Annotated in this window: 17 protein-coding genes and 1 pseudogene; 11 read left to right on the forward strand and 7 right to left on the reverse strand. The window is 57.0% G+C overall.

Going from position 1 to position 15715, the window contains the following annotated elements; all coding sequences use genetic code 11:
• Nucleotides 1-19: 19 nt before the first annotated feature.
• Complete coding sequence (gene dnaB, locus AB5Y97_RS18835) at nucleotides 20-1414, reverse strand: replicative DNA helicase (protein WP_026035132.1); 1395 nt, start codon at nucleotides 1412-1414, stop codon at nucleotides 20-22.
• Between the two features lie 363 nt (nucleotides 1415-1777).
• Here dnaB and AB5Y97_RS18840 point away from each other — a divergent pair, with 363 nt between their 5' ends.
• Complete coding sequence (locus AB5Y97_RS18840; RefSeq protein WP_201972867.1) at nucleotides 1778-2638, forward strand: Tim44 domain-containing protein; 861 nt, start codon at nucleotides 1778-1780, stop codon at nucleotides 2636-2638.
• 425 nt (nucleotides 2639-3063) lie between these two features.
• Here the strand turns inward: AB5Y97_RS18840 and slyD are convergent, their stop codons facing one another.
• Together slyD and AB5Y97_RS18850 are read right to left on the reverse strand one after the other, a co-directional pair.
• A complete protein-coding gene (slyD, locus tag AB5Y97_RS18845) occupies nucleotides 3064-3735 on the reverse strand; it encodes a peptidylprolyl isomerase (RefSeq protein ID WP_005348264.1) in 672 nt (223 codons plus the stop codon).
• A 143-nt stretch (nucleotides 3736-3878) separates the two neighbouring features.
• Complete coding sequence (locus AB5Y97_RS18850) at nucleotides 3879-4082, reverse strand: YheV family putative zinc ribbon protein (RefSeq protein WP_005335287.1); 204 nt, start codon at nucleotides 4080-4082, stop codon at nucleotides 3879-3881.
• Between the two features lie 39 nt (nucleotides 4083-4121).
• On the opposite strand from AB5Y97_RS18850, the gene AB5Y97_RS18855 reads away from it, so the two are divergent.
• The 3 genes from AB5Y97_RS18855 to AB5Y97_RS18865 all read left to right on the forward strand — a co-directional run bounded on the left by AB5Y97_RS18855 (nucleotide 4122) and on the right by AB5Y97_RS18865 (nucleotide 6887).
• Nucleotides 4122-4781 carry a hypothetical protein gene (locus tag AB5Y97_RS18855; protein WP_201947577.1) on the forward strand — a complete coding sequence of 220 codons (660 nt, stop codon included), beginning with the start codon at nucleotides 4122-4124 and terminating at the stop codon, nucleotides 4779-4781.
• 153 nt (nucleotides 4782-4934) lie between these two features.
• Entirely contained in the window at nucleotides 4935-5834 is a 900-nt protein-coding gene (locus AB5Y97_RS18860) for a chemotaxis protein (RefSeq protein ID WP_005335289.1), read from the forward strand.
• 66 nt (nucleotides 5835-5900) lie between these two features.
• Nucleotides 5901-6887, forward strand: a complete 987-nt coding sequence (locus tag AB5Y97_RS18865) for a hydrolase (RefSeq protein ID WP_108540033.1) — start codon at nucleotides 5901-5903, stop codon at nucleotides 6885-6887.
• Here the strand turns inward: AB5Y97_RS18865 and AB5Y97_RS18870 are convergent.
• Entirely contained in the window at nucleotides 6866-8017 is a 1152-nt protein-coding gene (locus AB5Y97_RS18870; protein ID WP_368158742.1) for a membrane-associated sensor domain-containing protein, read from the reverse strand. The two genes, AB5Y97_RS18865 and AB5Y97_RS18870, sit on opposite strands and share 22 nt — an antisense overlap.
• Before the next feature lie 97 nt (nucleotides 8018-8114).
• Here AB5Y97_RS18870 and AB5Y97_RS18875 point away from each other — a divergent pair, with 97 nt between their 5' ends.
• The 3 genes from AB5Y97_RS18875 to AB5Y97_RS18885 are packed head-to-tail and all read left to right on the forward strand — an operon-like array spanning nucleotide 8115 to nucleotide 9811.
• The gene (locus AB5Y97_RS18875; RefSeq protein WP_005335298.1) at nucleotides 8115-8339 is read left to right on the forward strand and encodes a YheU family protein; all 225 of its coding nucleotides are present in this window, start codon (nucleotides 8115-8117) and stop codon (nucleotides 8337-8339) included.
• Nucleotides 8340-8391: 52 nt separating this feature from the next.
• Nucleotides 8392-9261 carry a phosphoribulokinase gene (locus AB5Y97_RS18880; RefSeq protein WP_005335299.1) on the forward strand — a complete coding sequence of 290 codons (870 nt, stop codon included), beginning with the start codon at nucleotides 8392-8394 and terminating at the stop codon, nucleotides 9259-9261.
• Nucleotides 9262-9277: 16 nt separating this feature from the next.
• Nucleotides 9278-9811, forward strand: coding sequence for a DUF4136 domain-containing protein (locus tag AB5Y97_RS18885; protein ID WP_368158744.1), 534 nt, complete (start codon nucleotides 9278-9280; stop codon nucleotides 9809-9811).
• A 143-nt stretch (nucleotides 9812-9954) separates the two neighbouring features.
• Here the strand turns inward: AB5Y97_RS18885 and AB5Y97_RS18890 are convergent, their stop codons facing one another.
• The gene (locus tag AB5Y97_RS18890) at nucleotides 9955-10251 is read right to left on the reverse strand and encodes an MliC family protein (RefSeq protein ID WP_043820839.1); all 297 of its coding nucleotides are present in this window, start codon (nucleotides 10249-10251) and stop codon (nucleotides 9955-9957) included.
• A 93-nt stretch (nucleotides 10252-10344) separates the two neighbouring features.
• Nucleotides 10345-10749: an OsmC family protein gene (locus tag AB5Y97_RS18895; RefSeq protein ID WP_019446908.1), complete on the reverse strand. Its 405-nt coding sequence runs from the start codon at nucleotides 10747-10749 to the stop codon at nucleotides 10345-10347.
• 300 nt (nucleotides 10750-11049) lie between these two features.
• On the opposite strand from AB5Y97_RS18895, the gene crp reads away from it, so the two are divergent.
• From crp to AB5Y97_RS18915, 4 genes and pseudogenes are all read left to right on the forward strand, one after another.
• The gene (crp, locus tag AB5Y97_RS18900) at nucleotides 11050-11688 is read left to right on the forward strand and encodes a cAMP-activated global transcriptional regulator CRP (RefSeq protein WP_005335304.1); all 639 of its coding nucleotides are present in this window, start codon (nucleotides 11050-11052) and stop codon (nucleotides 11686-11688) included.
• Between the two features lie 125 nt (nucleotides 11689-11813).
• Complete coding sequence (locus AB5Y97_RS18905) at nucleotides 11814-12614, forward strand: putative RNA methyltransferase (protein WP_236303090.1); 801 nt, start codon at nucleotides 11814-11816, stop codon at nucleotides 12612-12614.
• Nucleotides 12615-12974: 360 nt separating this feature from the next.
• Nucleotides 12975-14045, forward strand: coding sequence for a porin (locus AB5Y97_RS18910; protein WP_180993663.1), 1071 nt, complete (start codon nucleotides 12975-12977; stop codon nucleotides 14043-14045).
• A gap of 174 nt (nucleotides 14046-14219) precedes the next feature.
• Nucleotides 14220-14672: pseudogene (locus tag AB5Y97_RS18915) on the forward strand (murein L,D-transpeptidase catalytic domain family protein); the annotation flags it as partial.
• A 38-nt stretch (nucleotides 14673-14710) separates the two neighbouring features.
• Here the strand turns inward: AB5Y97_RS18915 and AB5Y97_RS18920 are convergent.
• A protein-coding gene (locus AB5Y97_RS18920; protein WP_368157858.1) for an IS3 family transposase occupies nucleotides 14711-15715 on the reverse strand; the annotation gives its coding sequence in 2 pieces (ribosomal slippage) (nucleotides 14711-15546 and nucleotides 15546-15715; 1006 coding nt annotated over the 2 pieces). This gene is flagged as partial in the annotation.

The following is a 15715-nucleotide window of genomic DNA, read 5'->3' on the forward strand; positions in this document are numbered from 1 at the left end:
TTGCCATGATTGTTACTTATCAATAATCGTCGTCAAACGCCGGACCGGCATAGTTGTCGAACCGGGAGAACTGACCCTGGAAGGTGAGGCGCACTCTTCCGATAGGGCCGTTACGCTGCTTGCCGATGATAATCTCGGCAATCCCCTTGTCCGGACTGTCATCGTGATAAACCTCATCACGATAGATAAACATGATCAAATCCGCATCCTGCTCGATGGAGCCAGATTCACGAAGGTCAGAGTTGACCGGGCGCTTGTCGGCCCGCTGTTCCAGGCTTCGGTTGAGCTGGGAGAGCGCCACCACAGGGCACTGCAGCTCTTTCGCCAGCGCCTTGAGGGAACGGGAGATCTCGCCGATCTCCAGGGTCCGGTTATCGGAGAGCGCTGGGACCCGCATCAGCTGCAGGTAGTCCACCATGATCATGGATAGGCCGCCATGCTCGCGCGCCACCCGACGGGCACGGGAACGTACATCGGTCGGGGTGAGGCCGGAGGCGTCATCGATATACATCTTGCCCTTCTCCAGCAGCAATCCCATGGTGGAGGAGAGGCGTGCCCAATCCTCGTCGTCGAGCTGACCGGTACGCACCTTGGTCTGGTCGATACGCCCCACAGAGGCAAGCATACGCATGATGATCTGCTCGGAGGGCATCTCCAGCGAGAAGATAAGCACCGGCTTGTCGGCAGTGAGGGCCGCATGCTCGCAGAGGTTCATGGCAAAGGTGGTCTTGCCCATGGAGGGACGGGCAGCCACGATGATCAAGTCCGAACGCTGCAAACCAGCGGTCATCTTGTCGAGATCGTTGTAACCGCTCGATACACCGGTCACCCCGTTGTGGGGGGTCTTGAACAGCTCTTCAATCTTGTCGACGGTCTGCTCGAGGATGAGCTTCAGGGGCTGGGGCCCCTCGTTGGCGCTGGTGCGCTGCTCGGCAATCTTGAATACCTTGCTCTCGGCAAGATCCAGCAGATCGCCGGAGGTACGGCCCTGTGGCTCGTAGCCTGCTTCGACTATCTCGTTGGCGACCGAGATCATTTCCCGTACGACCGCCCGCTCGCGCACGATTTCGGCGTAGGCGTTGATGTTGGCGGCACTCGGGGTGTTCTTGGCGATCTCCACCAGGTAGGCGAAGCCACCCGCCTCTTCCAGCTGTTCGGAGCGTTCCAGCTCCTCCTGCAGGGTGATGAGGTCGATGGGGTTGCCCGCGTTGGAGAGGCGGGTCATGGCCTGGAAGATCAACCGGTGCGGACGGCTGTAGAAATCCTGATCGATAACCCGTTCGGCAACCCGATCCCAGGCATCGTTATCCAGCATCAGGCCGCCCAGTACGGACTGTTCGGCCTCAAAAGAGTGGGGAGGAACTTTCAGCTGTTGTGTCTTGGCGTCTTTTTTCGCCGTCACTTGCTCTGCCATACACATAAAAACCGCAGCGGGAAGGGGACGGGAATTTTACAAAAGAAAGCCAACTACGGCGAGCCCTATCTGGCGGCTCATACCATCATAAAGGGCCAAACCAGAGTCTGCTCTACCTTGACCATTTTGATTTTGCTTCGCATTTTGCGCTCCTTGCGACTCAATCTTCTGCTTTTCATCCGGTTTACTCCTCTTGTTTGACGCCGCATCGCGGCTACCTCGTTCATGAATAATTCATGCCAGAGGTGATATTGATGAATACAAGCTGCGACACAATTAGGGACAGGCAGCCTGCCATGCGCCTTGCTGAGCTTGCCAAAGCAGAGCATGCCCCACCCACAGACGAGAGTGAAAAGAGTCAAAATGAAAAAGATGCTGACCCTGTTTGCCGTGATCCTGGCCATTGGCCTGGGGGCACCTCACGCCGAAGCCAAGAAATTTGGCGGCGGCAAATCCTTTGGTAAAAGTTACAAAACTGCGCCGGCCCAGCCTGCGGCCAAACCGGTCGACAACAAGAATCCGACACTGAATGCCCAGACTCCGCCGAAAAAGAGCGGCATGATGGGTGGCCTGCTGGGCGGCCTGCTGGCTGGCGGCCTGTTTGCCTACCTGCTGGGCAGCGGTGCCTTTGAAGGTCTGCAAGGAATGGACTTCCTGCTGATCGCCCTGCTGGCGCTGGGGGCAGTCTTCCTGATCCGTACCCTGCGCAAGGGCAAGGTCGCGACGCCACAGCCACAACAGGCGGCCTATGCGGGCTATCAGCCACCGCAATCCGCGGCCACGCAGCAGTTTGAGCAGAGCAACAGCGCACCGCAAGCCACCGGCTTTGCCGACAGCGACGTGCCGTTCCGCCTGCCGCCAGGCTTTGACATGAACAGCTTCCTGGCCGGTGCCCGTGATCACTATCGCACCCTGCAAGAGGCATGGAACAAGAACGATCTGGAAAAGGTGCGCGAGTACGTCAGCCCCGAGCTGTTTGAGCAGCTCAAAACCGAGCGCGCCGAACTGACTGGCGACCAGCATACGGAAGTAATGTATGTGGATACCCAGCTGGTACGCGCCGACTACGGCAGCGACTGGGCTCAGGTGAGCGTACGCTTCAGCGGCCGCTACATGGACCGTCAGGAGCAGGTCGAAGAAGACATCAAAGAGGTGTGGCACCTCGAGCGCGATCTGGCCAAGAACAATGCCCCCTGGCATATCGTCGGTATCGAGCAGCTGTAAGGCTTCGCGCCTATCAGTTAGTCACTAGGCAATAGCCAGTCAGTTAAGCCTGACTGGCTATTTTTTTATGGGCACAACGAGACCAAATAGAGACTGACGCTGGCTCGTTATAGCTGTTGGGGCATGAAGTAACTTGGTCATATTGTGCTGATGATGACACCTATTTGATGACTCGTTTGAAGATGACGTTTGCTCTACGCACAAAAGCCCCATCGCGGAACCGAGAGGGAATAATGTTGAGCATTAACCAAAAATAAGCGCCCCTGTTAGCTTGGGAAAAGCCGCGAGCCTATTTGACAGACATAAAAAATCCGAAGCCAGAACAACCGGCTTCGGATTTCATCATCCAAGGAGGAGCAATTAATGAGCATTAATTGCTCGGTATGACTCCTACGGCAGATTTCTTATCATCGGCATGGCCGTGATCAGTGGTGATGGCCCTTGCCACCACAACCGCCGCCACCGCAGCAGCCGCCGTGACCATGGTCATCACCGTGGTCGTGGCCATGATCGTGACCGTGGCCAGCACCGCCACAGCAACCGCCCTGGCCGTGATCCTCATCATGGTCGTGACCATGACCGCCACAGCAGCCGCCGTGATCGTGGTCATGACCGTGATCGTGACCGCAACCACCGGCACCGTGAACGTGGCCGTGAGCCAGCTCTTCGGCAGTGGCAGCACGCACGTCCTTGATCTCGACCTTGAAGCCCAGAGTCACACCAGCCAGCGGATGGTTGCCATCCACTTTGACGAACTCTTCGGACACTTCAACCACGGTCACCGGACGGTGGCCATCGTCGGTTTCAGCCACAAAAGTATCCCCTTCGGAGACTTCCATGCCGTCGAACAGCTCGCCCGGTACTTCTTGTACCAGGGTCTCATCATATTCGCCGTAGGCCTGGCTCGGTGCCAGAGTCACTTCGAAGGCTTCACCTACCGCGCGACCTTCCAGCTCGGCTTCCAGGCCTGAGACCAGGTAACGGGTGCCGTGCAGATAGACCAGCGGCTCTTTGCCGACAGTGCTGTCGATGACTTCACCGTGCTCGTCGGTGACTGTGTATTCCAGCGTAACCACGCTCAGAGGAGCTACTTTCATGTCAGGATCCTGCGGATAGAAAAAAACGGGCTCAGAATACCCTAAAAAGCGGGCCGCGCATATGCCGTGCGGCGCCACTGAGTGACGAAAAAAACGGCAACAGCGTCAGCAAGGAGACCCGCATTCCACCCGCCGTTCCCTTATCAGGGGCGAAACACCCCGATCACCTCTTCCGCCTCGCGAGTCTGCTTGTCGACCTCGGCAGGCGTTTGTACCTGGGTATCGCCACAGGCGACACAGGTCACCTTCTCGACTCCATGCTCCAGATACAGCATCATGTTGTCCAACTTGCCGCACGCCGGGCAGACTGCACCGGCAATGAAGCGTTTTTTACGTCTGGTTTCCATATTTGTTACCTCCAGGCAGCATCATATCAGGGTTTTTACATGCATCACGCCATCGAGTATCACCATTTTTCCTGCCAGGGCCTGCACGCCGGCAACCGCAAACGAACTCCGGTCGGGCAGCTGTTGCGGATCACCCGGGGCGCCGCGCTGCTGAGACTGGGCCAACATGAGCTGTTGCTGCCGGCAGGCAGCAGCTTCTGGCTCTGCGCCGATGCCCTCGCGGCCTTCAGCCCCCTCAGCGGTTGCGAGTACGATCAGCTGAATGTCTCTTTGCGCGTGGCTCAGCCGCAGCAGGCTGGCTGGCTGCAGACCACCCCGCTGCTCGATGCCCTGCTCGACTCGCTGGCCCGGTGGCAACGTCCGAAAGAGTGGCAAGGCGCCTACGGTCAGCGACTGCAGGTGATCCTGGATGAACTGCAACAGTGCGCCATCAGCCAGCAGGGTCACGGTGAGCTGCAAGCCTGCTGGCAAGCGCTGGCCAATGGCCAACCGGAGTCTCTGCAACTGTGGGCACAACAAGCCGATGCGCCGGTGGAAGGGAGTGAATTGCAACAACAGTGGCAACTGCTGCAGGCGCTCAGATTGCTCAAGGGCGGCAGCAAACCCGCGCAGGTGGCCAGCAAGCTGGGTTATGCCGATGAGGCCGCATTGCAAGCTGCCTGCCAGCAGTGGGGCGCTGGCGAGGATGGCGATCAATAACCGGACGCCGATGTGAGTGCGCCAACGAAATTGGCTGAATGAGTCCAGTTTTTTGCCAGATGGTCGTTAACAAGGAAGGGCCATTCCCCCCGTAATCCTTTATGCTAGAGGCCTGAAGTGACTGCCAACGTTTCGACCAACAGGACATCTGCCATGACGAGCAAAGCCAATCAATCACAGGGCATGTTGCTGTTTCACCTTTCAGCCAAACAATCCTTTGCCATCGGTACCCTCAAGGTGAAGGAGATAGTGCCCTACACCCAGCTGACGGCAATGCCCCACTCGCACCCGACCGTGTTGGGAGCTGCCAATATGCGCGGCTCCACCATTCCGGTGATCGACATGGCGATGGCGGTGGGCTATCGCCCCATCAGCAAGGAGGAGATGCCCCACTGCTTCATCATCATTACCGACTGCCGCCGTACCCTGGTGGGCTTTCTGGTACGGGGCATCGACAAGATCACCGAGTGCAACTGGCGCGATATCGAATCGCCCCCCGCCTCACTCGGCCACAATGTCTTCGTAACCGGCGTGACCCGGGTCAATGACCAGCTGATCCAGCTGCTGGATGTGGAGCTGATCCTCTCCCGGGTCTATCCGGACGATCCGAGCCACCTCTATCCGGTGCTAACCGATGTGCAGCGGGAACGGATCAAGCCGATGCGGATCCTGCTGGTTGATGACTCTTCGGTCGCCCGCCGTCAGCTGATGGCCGCCCTCGACTACATCAATATCCCCTATGAAGTCTGCACCAATGGCAAGGATGCACTGACCCTGATGCAAACGCGGGCGAGCCAGAAGACCCCCATCGACATTCTGGTGAGCGATATCGAGATGCCGGGGCTTGATGGCTACGAGCTGGCCTTCGAGGTACAGAGCGACAGCAAACTGGCAGGGGCCTACATCATCCTGCACACCTCCCTCTCCAGCGAGATCAGTGTGGAGCGAGCCCATCAGGTGGGTGCTCATGAGGCGCTGACCAAATTCGAAGCCAATGAGCTGATCCAGGCCATGCTGCGCGGTGCCGAACATCACGATCGCCTGCTGAAATAAGCCAATGACTGGCGGGAGGAACACGCCTCCCGTCCTCCTTATCTTCGACCCAGACCGACTGACCCCATGCTGACCGAGAGCCACTTCCACGCCCCCTGGTGGGCACGCAATCCTCATCTGCAGACCATATTGCCCAAATGGCTGCGCCGCCCCCCTGCCCGTTTTGTGGCGGAGCGGTTTGAACTGCAGGATGGGGACTTTGTCGACCTCGCCTGGAGCGGGGAAGTCAGCCTTGATGAACGGCCGCTGATAGTGGTGTTTCACGGGCTGGAGGGAAGCATTCACTCCCACTACGCCAAGGGATTGTTCGCCCACCTGCAGCAAGAGGGCAGAGAGGCCGTGCTGATGCACTTTCGCGGTTGCAGTGGCGAGCCCAATCGCCACCTGCAGGCCTATCACTCCGGCGCCATCGGTGATGCGCAGGAGCTGATTGCCGAGCTGAGCCAGCGCTTCCCGGGCAAACCGCTGATCGCCATCGGCTTTTCACTGGGTGGCAATATGCTGGTCAATCTGCTGGCGCGGGGCTGTCCTGCGGCATTGAAAGCGGCGGTGGTGGTCTCGGCCCCGCTGCAACTGGCGAGCTGCGCCGAGCGGGTCAATCAGGGCTTCTCGAAGGTCTATCAGAACTATCTGCTGCGCACCATGCGCCGCAACCTGCTCAACAAAATCAGCCAGCAGCAGAAAGCGAGTGAACGCTGGCAACCTCGACAAGTGGAGCAGATTGCCACCCTGCGCGATTTTGACGAGCTGGTTACCGCGCCGCTGCATGGCTTTCACAGCGCCAACCACTACTACCAGAGCTGCTCGGGACTACCGCTGCTGGCTCAAATCCCCATCCCTACCCTTATCCTGCACGCCGCCGACGATCCCTTTATGTCACACGCGGTCATTCCCCGGCCAGAGCAACTCTCGCCCACGGTGCGCTATGAGCTGAGCCAGCGCGGCGGCCATGTCGGCTTTCTGCACGGCACGCCCTGGCGGCCACGGTTTTGGCTGGATGAACGGATCAGTCGCTGGATTGCCGAACAGAGTCACTCTGCAACACAGAACTGATTGCGTCCCAACTCCTTGGCCCGATAGAGCGCCTGATCGGCCCGCTCCAGCAACTGGCTCGCCCCTTCGCCGGAGACATTGCTGGCAATCCCCTGACTCACCGTCACCCAGGGGGCAACATCGGACGCCAGATGCTCCAGCTGCAGGCTGGCCAGGCCATCTTGCAGCCGCTGCGCCACGCTGGCCGCCGCCTGACGGTCGGTATTGAGCAGCAGCAGCACAAACTCTTCCCCGCCATAGCGGGCAACCAGATCAGATGGCGTGCGTACCGCACGGTTGAGCGCTTGTGCCACCTCCTTGAGACACATATCTCCCACCTGATGGCCGTAGTGGTCGTTGAAGCGCTTGAAATAGTCCACATCGATCAGGATGAGCGATAGCGGAGCGCCGCTCTCCTGGCTATGGGCCAACGCGCGATCCAACTCGATATTGAAATGCCGCCGGTTGGCGACACCGGTCAGAGGATCTTGCTTGGCGAGCTGATCAAGTTGGCGTAGCAGCGTCAGATTTTCATGCTCCCGCATGATCGCCAACTCAAACCAGCGGTGCAGCATGCGGCGGCCGACCTCCAGCGCAATCACGCCAAACAACACGCCAAGCAGGTAGATCTGGGGAAAATCGACGCGTAAAAAGAGTTCCAACCCCACACCCACCGTCATCGGGCCCAAGAGATAGCCATAAAAAACCTTGCGATCGGGATAAAACGCGATGAGCGCAGCCAGCAGGTTGAGCCGCATGATCCCGTTGGCATAGCTGACCCCTCCCCGCAGCTCCACCTGACCAATCGTATAGATATGCAGCGTCCAGAGTCCGCCCCATAGCACCATCACCAGTGCAGCCATCCGTAACCAGAGGCGATCCTGCATATGGTCACAAAACAGGCTGACAACAGGTAGCAGCAATAGCACCACCATGACCAGGGCCAGCTCACTCTGAAAGCGCCAGGGCAAGCTGTCATCACTGGCGAGCCCGACCTGACTGTAAACCTCGTAGCGTATTGAAAGAAACAACACCACCAGCCAGTTCAACAACCAGAACCACACCATGCCTCGGGCAATCGCCTCTCGACGTGCGCTGTCCAGATGCTCAGTCAGGGTTAACGGCGCGCTGCGCTGCGCTTCAGACAACATCTCTCAGACTCCGGTGAAAAGGTAAAAAGTGATTGCATTCGCGGGATTCAACACAACAATAGCCTGACGATCACCTCTTTTGCTGTGAGACCTTTAAATGATCATTCCCTGGCAAGAACTGGACGGCGACACCCTGACCAACCTGATCGAACACTTTGTGTTGCAGGAAGGAACCGAATATGGAGAGCAGGATGTCCCGCTTGGCGTCAAAGTCGATGCAGTGAGAGAACAATTACAGCAAGGCAAAGCTGTCATCGTCTATAGCGAGCTGCACGAATCGGTGAATATCGTGATGAAAGACCGCTTCATCGAGCAGTCTTGACCCAACCGCAATCCGGACCTTATAACGGAATTCCCAAGGAAGAGAGAATCCCATGTCGGCCAAGCACCCCATTATTGCTGTTACCGGTTCGTCCGGTGCCGGCACCTCCACCTCCACCAACGCATTTCGCTCCATGTTCCATCAACTGGGATATACCGCGGCTGTGGTGGAAGGTGACAGTTTTCACCGCTACACCCGACCGGAAATGGATGTAGCGATCCGCAAGGCGCGCGAACAGGGGCGCCACATCAGCTATTTTGGCCCTGAGGCCAATGACTTCGGCCTGCTGGAGAGCTTTTTTCAGGGCTATGGGCAGGATGGTAATGGCCAGTATCGCCGCTACCTGCACAGCTTTGACGAGGCAGTGCCCTTCAACCAGATGCCCGGCACCTTTACCCCCTGGCAGCATCTGCCCAGCAATACCGATCTGCTGTTTTATGAAGGGCTGCACGGCGGTGTGGTCACCGAGGATCACAATGTGGCGCGCCACGTGGATTTTCTGATAGGCGTGGTACCCATCGTCAACCTGGAGTGGATCCAGAAGCTGATCCGCGATACCTCGGAGCGAGGGCATTCCCGCGAGGCGGTGACCGACTCCATCGTTCGCTCCATGGATGACTACATCAACTTCATCACCCCGCAGTTCTCGCGCACCCATATCAACTTCCAGCGAGTACCGACGGTGGATACCTCCAACCCCTTCAGCGCCAAGGTGATCCCGAGTCTGGACGAGAGTATGCTGGTGATCCGGTTTCGCGGTATCAAGCAGGTGGATTTCCCCTACCTGCTGTCGATGATCGATGGTTCATTCATGTCGCGGATGAACACCATAGTGGTGCCGGGCGGCAAGATGGGCTTTGCGATGGAGCTGATCCTGCGCCCGCTCATCCAGCAATTGATCGAAACCGGCAAAATAACCTGATTCAAAGGAGTTCACGATGCGGCTTGCTTATCTCTCTGTGGCACTGCTCGCCCTGCTTGGCGGTTGCAGCAGCGGGCCGGCGGCCCCCACGCTGGAGTCCGGCACCATGCTGGTTCGCCCGATGGGCAACTGGACCTATGGTGCAACCCCGCGCTACGCCCTGGCCGAACAGTATCAATTTGCCGGTGAGTTGGCGGAAGGGTGGCTGGAGCCGATGCAGCAGGCGGTAAGCCGGGAGCTCAATGGCAAGGGATGGCAAAGCGCACCGCTCGACGAGGCGGATCTGTGGGTCGCCATCTGCGTCGCGGGCGGCAAGGATATGAGTGACGGCGAGATTTTCGCGCGCCTTGGCATGACACCCGGGGTATATGCCTCGGCCAACCAGCGCAAAGGGTCGCTGGCCATCGTGCTGCTCGATCGCAAAACCCAGAAAGCGGTCTGGAGCAGCATCATCCAGCTGACCAGCGACGTGAGCATTGCAGACAGCCAGCGTCAGGCACTCAGCCAGCAGCTCGCGGCCGAGCTGCTCAATCGCGTCCCCACCAACTAACGCTTGTTTAGTGATAATGGATGGATAGAAAAACGGCTTGCCTCCCGGCAAGCCGTTTTTTTTGTGGTCTCAACCTCTTGCCCCAATCCGGCCTTGGCCAGACCCGGACATAAAGCTGCACACCTTCAGCTATCTGTGGTCACTTATTTAAGCGTACAGGTCAGCAGTGTGACCCCTTTCTGAGTGAGGAGGGCTTGTTTCTCCTGATTCCAGAAAGTGGTGACGCTGTCGGAATATTTGGCGCCAGATTCAGACTCAACGCGCGCCAGCTTGTGGTAAACCCCGGCATAGGGGAACTGCACCATGTCAGCCTGGGCATCATAGGTAACGGCCAGCATCTCTTCGCCACACTGGTATTGGCTGTATTGATACTGGGTAGGTTGCGGGCTGCTGCACGCCGCCAGGCCCAAAAGGGGAAGCAGAGCGATCAATTTTTTCATTGCACTTTCCTTATGTGATGGCTTTATGTCATGGCCTTGTGCAGTGGCCTTACGTAACGGCCTTATGCCAGGGTACCAACGAAACTATCGTTATCAAGCTTCAACAATTTGATAACTATGGGTAATTTGTACCGCTTTTTCCAACATCAGGGAAACAGAACAGTATTTTTCCATCGACAGCTCGACCGCTCTGGCCACCTGTTTCTCTGCCAATCCCTTGCCTGTCACCACGAAGTGCAGATTAATCTTTTCGAAAACCCGGGGCACGCTATCGACCCGTTCGCCACTGACATCGACATGGCATGCGGTCACCGACTGGCGCGCTTTTTCGAGGATGGAGACCACATCAATGGAGCTGCAGCCACCGACCGCCAGCAGGATCATCTCCATCGGGCTGGCCCCCTCACCGGGGTTGGCACCATCCAGGATCACCTTGTGACCGGATTCACTCTCACCCACAAACTTCATCCCTTCCACCCAGCTGACCTTGGCTTTCATCTCGCACTCTCTCCTGTTAATCATGATGATGGATCCCTAGCATAACCCAGTCGCTTATCTCTGCCGAACAGGGGGAGTTGGGATGGAAATAGATCAAAATCAACATCTCCGACCTCTATCTTCCCTAGAATGGCCGAAGCGGCGCAGCAGGCATTACTCAAAGGGCTCTGTCAAAAGCCCGCAAAGCCTTGTCAGCACAGGCAAAGGCTCTTATCCTACTGCGACCAATACAAGGAATGGCAAGATTGGCAGCTTGCCCGGACGCACAAGTCCATAAAAAGACACTACAGAGGAATTCTCATGGTCATTGGCAAACCGCAAAGCGATCCCACCCTGGAATGGTTCTTGTCGCACTGCCACATTCATAAGTATCCCGCCAAGAGCACCCTGATCCATGCGGGTGAAAAAGCGGAGACCCTCTACTACATCGTCAAGGGCACTGTGGCCGTCTTGATCAAGGACGATGAGGGCAAAGAGATGATCCTCTCCTATCTGAACCAGGGCGATTTCCTGGGCGAGATGGGGATGTTCGAGGAGAACGAGAACCCCGAGCGCTCCGCCTGGGTTCGCGCCAAAGGCTCTTGCGAAGTGGCAGAGATCTCCTACAAGAAGTTCCGCCAGCTGATCCAGGTCAACCCGGACATTCTGATGCGTCTCTCTGGCCAGATGGCCAAGCGCCTGCAACACACCAGCCAGAAAGTGGGTAACCTCGCCTTCCTGGATGTGACCGGCCGGATCGCCCAGACCCTGCTCAACCTGGCCAAACAGCCGGATGCCATGACCCACCCGGATGGCATGCAGATCAAGATCACCCGTCAGGAGATCGGCCAGATCGTCGGCTGCTCTCGTGAAACCGTGGGCCGCATCCTGAAGATGCTGGAAGAGCAGGAGCTCATCTCTGCCCACGGCAAGACCATTGTGGTATTTGGCACTCGCTGATGACCCGTCCGCAGGCCTGACTGAGGCCTTGGGATAAAAAAGGCTGCTACGGCAGCCTTTTTTGATCCTCTCCCCTATAATCCCGAACGCCCTTCACTGTTCCGGCATTCGCCCAGAGAGTTACTATGCACCTTCAATGTCCCCGCTGCCGCAGTCCGCTCCATCTTCATGAAGCCTCCCAGGGGCGCTATTGCGACAACAAGCATCACTTCGATCCGGCTCCGGAAGGTTATCTGGATCTCATCCCCGGCAAGAAAAACCCCAAAGACAGCGACAGCCGTGCCCTGATGCGCGCCAAGCACCATTTCCTGGAAGCCGGCCACCAACTGCCGCTGGTCGAGGCCATGGCCTCCCTGCTCTCTCCCCTTGCCCCGCAAGAGCTGATCCATCTTGGGTGCGGTGAAGGCTACTACTGCCGCGCGCTGGCAGAGCGTCTACCCGGCTGGCAGTTTGCTGGGGTTGATATCGCCAAGAACACCATCTTTGCCGCCAAAAAAGCGCAGCCGGACGGCCAGTTTGTCATTGCCGATCCCGCTCGCGCGCCGTTGCAACCGGGTTCTGCTCAGGTGCTGCTGGTCAACGATCTCAAGGTCAAGACCGAACAGCTGGTCAGCTGGCTGGCCCCCGGTGGCTATCTGCTCTATCTGCAGCCAGGCCCGCGCCATCAGTGGCAACTGCGGGTCAGCCTCAATCCGGTGAGCATGGAACACCCCCTCAGCTGGCCAACCCTCGGCGGCCTCAATTCGGTGGCTCAACAGCGCTGCCAGTTCAGCCTCACCATGGATCAGGCCATGCGCAGCTTTATTCTGGAGACCAGCCGTCTTGGCTGGCGGGCAACCGGTGAGCAGCGTCACGCTTTCGCTCAACAAGGCCCGAATGAACTGGAACAGGATCTGCTGCTGACCCTGTGGCAAAAGCCCATCTGATCACTGGGGGGGAGCCTTGCAAGGCTCCCCACGTTTTTTCCCCGCCCCCATTCTCCCCTGCGTGATCTAGCTCACAACTTGAGCCATCGACCTTGTTGCTCAGAACAGCCTTGATGTCAAAAAAGTCACTAGAAAATAATTCATTGAATTTAATCTCTTTTTATCTTGTCAAAAACCGTCACACCCAGTTTTGATAACGACCTTGTCACCTCAATTAAACAACGATGGATTCAGGCCCAGTCAAGGTTGGGACGCCTACCGTGTGGCTATCGGACCATTTCCGATTTCACAGAACCGACAACAAGTTCGGAAGTGTTTACATCAGAGGAATAACGCATATAGAAGAAGTCTGCACTGACTATTGCCATCTCCAGCCTGCTGCTGGCGAGCGGCGCCCATGCTGCTACCGTTTACAACCAGAACGATACCAAGCTGGAAATCGGCGGCCGTGCACAAGGTGCTTACTACGGTACTGACGACAACGGTTCCGAAGGTGACCAGAGCTACTTCCGTCTGCACGTTGCTGGCGAGACCAAGATTGCTCCCGAGATGAAGGCGTTCGGCTTTGCCGAGTACAACCTGCCGACTTCCGGTTCTGACAACGACGAGCTGCGTTATGCCTATGCCGGCATCAAGCACGACCGTTTCGGCGCATTCAGCTATGGTCGTCAGGATGGCCTCTTCACCAAGGCCGTCAACAACTATACCGACGTCCTGCCTGAGTGGGGCGGTGACGGCCTGGGCAAAGATACCGAAGTATTCGGCACCGGCCGTACCAACGGTCTGGCCCAGTACATCTATAACTACCAGGGGCTTACTCTGGGTGCCCAGTTCACTGGTAACAATGATCCGCAGAATGCAGATCGTTCCAACTTCAAAGATGTAAATGGCCAAACTACTTGGAACAAGAAAGGTTCCAAAGAAGGCTTCGCAGTTTCTGCCAACTACGATTTCGATATGGGCCTGAGCCTGGGTGCTGCCTATAACCAGGCTGGCAAGACCGACGAGCAAGCTCGCTATGCCGCCTTCGGTGGCGACAAGGATGCCAAGCTGATAGGCTTCGGTGCCAAATATGCAACTGGCGACCTCTACCTGGCTGCAACCTACTCCCACGGTGAAGACCACCTGTTCGTCAAGAACGGTTACGCCGAGAAGATGGATGGCTACGAAGCCGTTGCCCAGTACGCCATCGGCAAGTTCAAGCCTTCTCTGGCCTACCTGCGCACTGACGTGAAAGACTCCGCTCACGGTATCGATGATACCTACACCGAGTACGTATCTATCGGTGCCTGGTACAACTTCACCGAGAACTTCAACGCCTACGTTGATTACAAGCTGAACCTGCTGGACTCCGTAAATGGCAAGTCCACCAACTCTCTGGGCCAGAACACCGACGACGTAGTCGCGGTTGCCCTGCAGTACAACTTCTAAGTAATTGGAAGTCAGTTATACCCTGTGATACCAATGTCTACTGTTTGAATTACTTCCGGCCGCTCTGCGGCCGGTTTTTTTATTGCGCCTTTTCAGTACCTTGCATATAACTATCGAGCGGATTGATGGCAATATCCGCGTCGTTGACAGGGAGTGACAAGGAGATATTCACGGATGAGACAAGCGCGCGGGAACATAGACTGGCAACGCGGGTGGCTGTTGTTGCCACTGCTGTTGATATCGCTCATCTGGAGCAGCACGGCAGATGCCAGCTGGGATCAGAGCCTCTATCGTCAGCTGGGTCTGACCGGCAAGCTGGATAAACAGACCTTTCGTCAGGCACTCAACAGTTATCAAACCGTGCGCCACAAACGCAAACCCATTCTCACCATCATCGATTACAGCAAGCCATCCACCCAGCGCAGACTGTTTGTCATCGATATGAAACGCCACAAGCTGCTTTATCACACCTGGGTCAGCCATGGCCGCAACTCAGGTGAACTGGCCGCAAAACACTTTTCCAACCAGCTCAACTCCCGCCAAAGTTCCCTCGGCGTCTATCGCACTGCAGAAACCTATCTGGGCAAGCATGGCTACTCCCTGCGGCTGGACGGGCTCAGCCCCGGGGTAATCCCCCCATTTTTAGGAGCATTCAAAAGTAGAGGTCATGCAGCCTTTGCCAGATGCTGTTTCGGTGTGTAGCCATCTAGCGCCATATTGGGCCGTTCATGGTTATAAACCCACAGCCATTGCGTTGCAAATTCTTGTAGTTCCTCCAGTGTGCCAAACAGGTGATGAGCCAACCAATCGTAACGCACCGTTCTGTTAAACCGCTCTATGTACGCGTTCTGCTGGGGATTGCCAGGTTGGATATACCCCAAGGTGATCCCCTGTTTCATCGCCCACTCCTTGAGCTCCTCGCTGATATATTCCGGGCCATTATCACACCGGATCATCGCTGGTTTGCCACGCCACTCGATCACCTGCTCCAGGGCTCGCTTGACCCGCGAGGCAGGCAATGAAAAATCAACCTCTATGCACAGCGCCTCGCGATTAAAGTCATCGATCACATTAAACAGTCGCACCGACCGACCATCACTGAGCTGGTCATGCATAAAATCCATCGACCAGCACTGATTGGGCTTGTCTGGCACGGCCAATGCGTCCGGCTTTTCACGCACCAATCGCTTCTTGGGTTTGATCCGCATGTTCAGTTCAAGCTCCCGATAAATCCGGTAGACCCGCTTATGGTTCCAGCCAAACCCTTTGACATTGCGTAGATAGAGGAAGCAGAGGCCAAAGCCCCAATTACGCTGGCTGTCGGTGATACGCAGCAACCAATCCGCAATAAGCAGGTTTTCATCGGCAAGCACGGGTTGATAGCGATAACAGCCTTCGCTGACCTTGAAGATGTTGCAGGCTAGCCTGATTGAGATAGCAAAGTGTGAAATCGCTTTGGTAGCCATCTCCCTGCGGGCAGATGGCGTTACCACTTTTTTGCCATGGCCTCGGCGATGATCTCGGCCTTGAGGCGCTCCTCGGCATACATTTTCTTGAGGCGACGATTTTCCTCTTCCAGCTCTTTGAGGCGAGCCATGAGGGAGGCGTCCATGCCACCGAATTTGGAGCGCCACTTGTAGAAAGTAGCGGAGCTGATGCCATGCTCACGG

This window comes from Aeromonas sp. R10-2, from assembly GCF_040908445.1.
In the GTDB taxonomy this organism is placed as follows: Bacteria; Pseudomonadota; Gammaproteobacteria; order Enterobacterales; family Aeromonadaceae; genus Aeromonas; species Aeromonas veronii.

What these genes read in the sequence shown, in the direction of transcription:
- dnaB (WP_026035132.1), bottom strand. Translation starts at nt 1,414, where the DNA reads ATGGCAGAGCAAGTGACGGCGAAAAAAGACGCCAAGACACAACAGCTG.
- AB5Y97_RS18840 (WP_201972867.1), top strand. Translation starts at nt 1,778, where the DNA reads ATGAAAAAGATGCTGACCCTGTTTGCCGTGATCCTGGCCATTGGCCTG.
- slyD (WP_005348264.1), bottom strand. Translation starts at nt 3,735, where the DNA reads ATGAAAGTAGCTCCTCTGAGCGTGGTTACGCTGGAATACACAGTCACC.
- AB5Y97_RS18850 (WP_005335287.1), bottom strand. Translation starts at nt 4,082, where the DNA reads ATGGAAACCAGACGTAAAAAACGCTTCATTGCCGGTGCAGTCTGCCCG.
- AB5Y97_RS18855 (WP_201947577.1), top strand. Translation starts at nt 4,122, where the DNA reads ATGCATCACGCCATCGAGTATCACCATTTTTCCTGCCAGGGCCTGCAC.
- AB5Y97_RS18860 (WP_005335289.1), top strand. Translation starts at nt 4,935, where the DNA reads ATGACGAGCAAAGCCAATCAATCACAGGGCATGTTGCTGTTTCACCTT.
- AB5Y97_RS18865 (WP_108540033.1), top strand. Translation starts at nt 5,901, where the DNA reads ATGCTGACCGAGAGCCACTTCCACGCCCCCTGGTGGGCACGCAATCCT.
- AB5Y97_RS18870 (WP_368158742.1), bottom strand. Translation starts at nt 8,017, where the DNA reads ATGTTGTCTGAAGCGCAGCGCAGCGCGCCGTTAACCCTGACTGAGCAT.
- AB5Y97_RS18875 (WP_005335298.1), top strand. Translation starts at nt 8,115, where the DNA reads ATGATCATTCCCTGGCAAGAACTGGACGGCGACACCCTGACCAACCTG.
- AB5Y97_RS18880 (WP_005335299.1), top strand. Translation starts at nt 8,392, where the DNA reads ATGTCGGCCAAGCACCCCATTATTGCTGTTACCGGTTCGTCCGGTGCC.
- AB5Y97_RS18885 (WP_368158744.1), top strand. Translation starts at nt 9,278, where the DNA reads ATGCGGCTTGCTTATCTCTCTGTGGCACTGCTCGCCCTGCTTGGCGGT.
- AB5Y97_RS18890 (WP_043820839.1), bottom strand. Translation starts at nt 10,251, where the DNA reads ATGAAAAAATTGATCGCTCTGCTTCCCCTTTTGGGCCTGGCGGCGTGC.
- AB5Y97_RS18895 (WP_019446908.1), bottom strand. Translation starts at nt 10,749, where the DNA reads ATGAAAGCCAAGGTCAGCTGGGTGGAAGGGATGAAGTTTGTGGGTGAG.
- crp (WP_005335304.1), top strand. Translation starts at nt 11,050, where the DNA reads ATGGTCATTGGCAAACCGCAAAGCGATCCCACCCTGGAATGGTTCTTG.
- AB5Y97_RS18905 (WP_236303090.1), top strand. Translation starts at nt 11,814, where the DNA reads ATGCACCTTCAATGTCCCCGCTGCCGCAGTCCGCTCCATCTTCATGAA.